This is a genomic window from Actinosynnema sp. NPDC059335, assembly GCF_042752395.1.
Taxonomy (GTDB): Bacteria; Actinomycetota; Actinomycetes; order Mycobacteriales; family Pseudonocardiaceae; genus Actinosynnema.
In genome coordinates this window covers 1-4054 of the sequence record NZ_JBHYXZ010000294.1, presented here as the reverse complement: position 1 = coordinate 4054, position 4054 = coordinate 1, and the positions used below count along the sequence as shown (strand labels likewise).

Genomic DNA, 4054 nt, shown 5'->3' with positions numbered 1-4054 from the left:
ATGTCGGTCAGCTTGTCGGTGGACACCGGTTTGTTCGCGTGCAGCAGCAGCACGACGAGGACGTACCGCTGCTGTTGGTCGCCCAGCGGGACCCGAGTGCCCTCGTGCCACACCTCCAACGGACCCAACAACTGGAACTTGATGAGCGGCGATTTCGCGGTTTCAGATCGGTCGATGGGATTTGTGAGCGGCAGGGGTGTAGACCCGCGAGGCTGCAGGTCATGTGCTCGTCGCAACACTGATGCGATCAAATCAGGCTGCATCCTGTGCCGCGTCGCTTTCGCTGCCGAAGTGCCCAACGTGGTCCGGTCGACACGCTGGAGATAGTCCATCACCTCGGCGACGTCCCGACTTTCCGTGAGTGTTGTGCTCGGTGCGTGAATCAGTTGATTTCGGATTCGGCGCAATTTGCGGATGAACTTCTGACGCTCCGGGTCCGGAGAGTGTTCTTGCTGCTGCTCGAGGATGGCGCACAATTGCACAACCAATGTCACATTAAGGGGCCGGTGGGCGGCCTGACCTAGGCGGATGCGGTTCACGGCCTTCCTCGATTCGCTCGCCGACGGACCTGTTCCTTGCGGTATCGCACAACCATCATCTTCACTGTGGCTGAAGGCATGCCAAGCTCTTGTCCGATCTCGGCGTATGTTGCACCACGGCGCGCGATCGCATCGAGAGCGTGTCGCAGGTTTTCCTTCGCAATCTTGGCGAGATGACCGCTGACCCATTGCTCGCTCACTACGAGGTCGCCGGGATCGCTACCGTTCGAGTGGTCTAAGATTTGTAGCGGGATGTCATCGCGCTCACCTCCTACGCCGCACGGTTGCGCCTTCAACGCGTTGCGGAACTCCTTATGCCAAGCGCGGAAAACATTGGCGAACACGGCGACGCACGCACCGATGAAGAATGTGCGGAGTCCTGCGCCGCCGAGCGGAGACCATTTTTCTCGCCGGAGCGCGTAGTCGCCGAAGAATACCAGAGCGTGAGCAACAATTTCTCCGGCAAGGCTACTTCTGTCGTCTGCGGCGGTGGCCAGGTGTTCGCGCACGAAATCCTCACAATGCACTGGCCGACCACGCTGGGCGCTTTTCGCATAGATGATCCGCCGTCGGATCCAAGAATCCGTCACATTGAGACCGTATGCGGCCAGGTCGGCGGTGAGCGCCTCGTAGCGAGGCCCGGTGAAGTTGGCTGCGCGCAGCGTCTCGATCAGGTCGAACTCCTGCATCGTGCGCTCCAACCGCTCCGCTAGCGCGGCACGTTGTCCTGCCTCGGAGTCACCGCTCTCCTGGTCGAGGCTGTCGAGCACGGACTCGTCGAAGCCGTACGCATCGAAGGTGTCGATGTCCATCGCGTCACTCGGCTCGCCGGGTCGATCGACGGCGGTCGCGCCCTGGTCGTCCGGTTGTAGGTCCGAGGGGCCGTCCGGCCGCGGTGGCTGCCCACCCGGCTGATCGCCCGCCTCCATGACCTCCACCCTCCTGCAATAGGCATTCAGAGCTCCTGCGGAACGCTCCACGCATCTCCGTCTGCGGCGACGCCGCAGGTGGAGGCGCCGGTGTCCGGGAGATGCCTACGTACACGACCCTCTGTTAGGTCGGCCTCCCGTCCGCAGGTAACGGAAACTTCCAAGATCTTTTCGGCGTTCCCCGATCGACAGAGTCCCCGTTACCATTCGGTTGCTCCGACACCTATGCCTCGCCGAAGCCGGCACCCCGGCCACGATCGCGTGAGGTGAGGTATCGAGATGCTGGGTCTGATCGTCGTCGGGTATGCGGTGTTCTCGGCGATCCTTGGTTGGCGGCTGGTCACCGTCGTCACGACCTCCGCCGATGCGAAGCGACGCGCCGACGCGATCCGCATGTTCGGCTACGTCTGGGGCAGCGGCACGCTGGGCGCCGGCCTGGTCGGAGTGGTGGCGATCATGTACCGACTGGGCATGCTCATCTGATCGGTACTGTGGGGGGCGAACTGAAGCGAGGACAGAGGCTCCGTACAGTGGGCCGCGCCGGACATGGCGAGACGATTGAAGATCGAGGCCGACCGATCGCGTCCGCTGTATCACGTCGTCGTGTTGGTGACGCGCGATCCGGTCACCGTCCTCCAGCACGTCCACAACCTGCGCGCCCCGCCTTTTCGCGAGCCACCCGCAGCACCCTTCACACTGGCATCGGCCCGCAACGGCACGGTGACGCCCTGGTCCGCTTCGACCAGTGCGTCATGGTGCACGTCGTCGGGGCCTGGGCGGTGGCAGTGGTTGGAGGTTCATCCTGGTGGTCCCCGGGCTCGGCGGTGGTGGCGGCGGGGTGGTGCGAATGCGACCTGCGCGCTGGCAGCAGTTCGGGCACCGTCTTGAAGATTCCGGTCGGTGTCGGGGCACCCGAGGCGGTCCGCGGGAGGGCGTCAACCAGGCCAAGGCGGGCACGTGTGGTGGGAGTTCCGGCATCGCCATCGGCACGACCCTGCGGGCCGCCCACCGACACAGCAACTTCGCCGTCGCCGTCGTGGCGGTCCACCCGCGTCTGCCGCCGTTCCCTGAGGGCGGCCCGGACGGTGCGCACCGCCGAGGAGGCGGAATCCGGCTCCGCGAGACTTACCCGAGGGGGTGACAGCGCGGTGGCGGCGTCAGCGGCTTGGCGGAGGGGCGATGTCGTTCCGACCGTCGGGCGGCTCGGATCCGTGGGTGATGTCGGCGTTGACGTAGTCGAACTGGGCGTAGGCGAACGGTCCGTCGGGTAGGTGCCACACGGCGGTGCCGCGTCGCGGGCGCATGCGCCCGTCGACCAGGCACCACCCGTCGACCGGAGTCGACCAGCGGGTCTTGACCAAGCCCTCCGGCAGGTCGGCCCAGCGGTCGTCGGTGGTGAACTCGCGGGGTGCGCCGCGGTCGTCCACGACGACCCGGCCGGTGACGGTGTTGCCGTTGTCGGTCAACGTCAGCTCGAAGCCGTGGTCGTCGACCTCGGTCCACGTCACGGCCAGGCGCAGCAGCATGGATGGTGCCAACAGCACGGCGTCGTCGAGGAACGTCACCAGTTCGCTCAGGTCGTACGCGGTGCCCCGTCCGTCGGCGAGGGTGAACGTGCCCAGGGCGGTGGCGCGCATCCGACCGTGCCCGTGCGCGTAGACGTCGGTGGCCTGCACGGGGATCAGGTGGGCCATCCTGAGCCGCATCCGGAAGTCGCGCGTGAGGTCCGCGGCGCTGTTGTGCTGCTCGCTGATGCAAGCCATCCAGCGCTGGTCGGGGCGCAGCCGGAAGAAGCCCGGCACGGTCGCGCGGAACCACAGGTCCGCGGGACGGCCAAGCGCCTGCGCGAACCTCAGGTAGCGCTGAGCCAGCTCCGGCAGGTGGGCGATGTCATGGGCGGTGATCGGTCCGGTCAGGGCGTCGGTGTGCGGCATGGTGCACCTCCCTCTCTCAGCGTGGGGGAATGGCGGAAGTCCGGGCAGGGACGAAAGCAACGACGGCGTGGGGACTTCCGGCTGCCGCCTCGCCCTCAAGGGCAAGGACTTCTCCACCTGGTGCTGTCCGGTGGTCCCGCCGTGCTCGTCATCCCGTTCTGACGATCACTTGCCGACGGCCGGCGTCGAGCCGCTCGCCGTGGCGCACGTCAGGCTTCCGCACGAATGCGGTGCGGGTAGCCGGCGGCGGGCCGAATGCCCCGGTGAAGAAGGGTCGAACGGACGTGTCGCCGTGACGACGGGCGCGGGATGGTTGGCGGGCAACTGGGCCGGAATGGCCGGCGTCCGGGGCCGGGAAGGTGTTCCGATGAGAATCCGTCGTTGGTCGCTGGCCGCGGTCGTCGCGGTCTTGGCCACCTTCTCAGTCCCGACGGCGCAGGCCGACCAGGTGGTTGTCGATCTGGGCACGCTGCCCGGCGGCACCGCCAGCTACGCGTCGGCGGTGAACGACAACGGGATCGTGGCGGGCGAGGCGAACACCGAGTCGGGCCGGTGGCACGTCGTGCGATGGGGTCGTGACGGCCGCATCGACGACATCGGCAGGACTCTGCCCGACTCGATGCGCGGCTACGCGATCGGCGTCGCCGCGGAC

At 66.7% G+C, this 4054-nt stretch carries 3 protein-coding genes and 2 pseudogenes; 2 read left to right on the top strand and 3 right to left on the bottom strand.

Features of this window, described 5'->3' with window-relative positions:
- A pseudogene (locus ACFXGA_RS39785) lies at window positions 1–539 on the bottom strand (hypothetical protein); the annotation flags it as partial.
- Entirely contained in the window at window positions 536–1477 is a 942-nt protein-coding gene (locus tag ACFXGA_RS39780; protein WP_378098251.1) for a hypothetical protein, read from the bottom strand. The pseudogene ACFXGA_RS39785 and the gene ACFXGA_RS39780, both read right to left, overlap by 4 nt.
- A 270-nt stretch (window positions 1478–1747) precedes the next feature.
- On the opposite strand from ACFXGA_RS39780, the gene ACFXGA_RS39775 reads away from it, so the two are divergent.
- On the top strand, window positions 1748–1951 hold the full coding sequence (locus tag ACFXGA_RS39775; RefSeq protein WP_378098249.1) for a hypothetical protein: 204 nt from the start codon (window positions 1748–1750) through the stop codon (window positions 1949–1951).
- A 674-nt stretch (window positions 1952–2625) separates the two neighbouring features.
- On the opposite strand, the gene ACFXGA_RS39770 is transcribed toward ACFXGA_RS39775, so the two are convergent.
- Window positions 2626–3402 carry a DUF6544 family protein gene (locus ACFXGA_RS39770; RefSeq protein WP_378098246.1) on the bottom strand — a complete coding sequence of 259 codons (777 nt, stop codon included), beginning with the start codon at window positions 3400–3402 and terminating at the stop codon, window positions 2626–2628.
- 367 nt (window positions 3403–3769) lie between these two features.
- Between ACFXGA_RS39770 and ACFXGA_RS39765 the strand changes: the two are divergent.
- Window positions 3770–4054, top strand: a pseudogene (locus ACFXGA_RS39765) (hypothetical protein); the annotation flags it as partial.

Excerpts from the sequence above, each read along its gene's own strand:
- ACFXGA_RS39775 (WP_378098249.1), top strand. The coding sequence starts at position 1,748 with ATGCTGGGTCTGATCGTCGTCGGGTATGCGGTGTTCTCGGCGATCCTT.
- ACFXGA_RS39770 (WP_378098246.1), bottom strand. The coding sequence starts at position 3,402 with ATGCCGCACACCGACGCCCTGACCGGACCGATCACCGCCCATGACATC.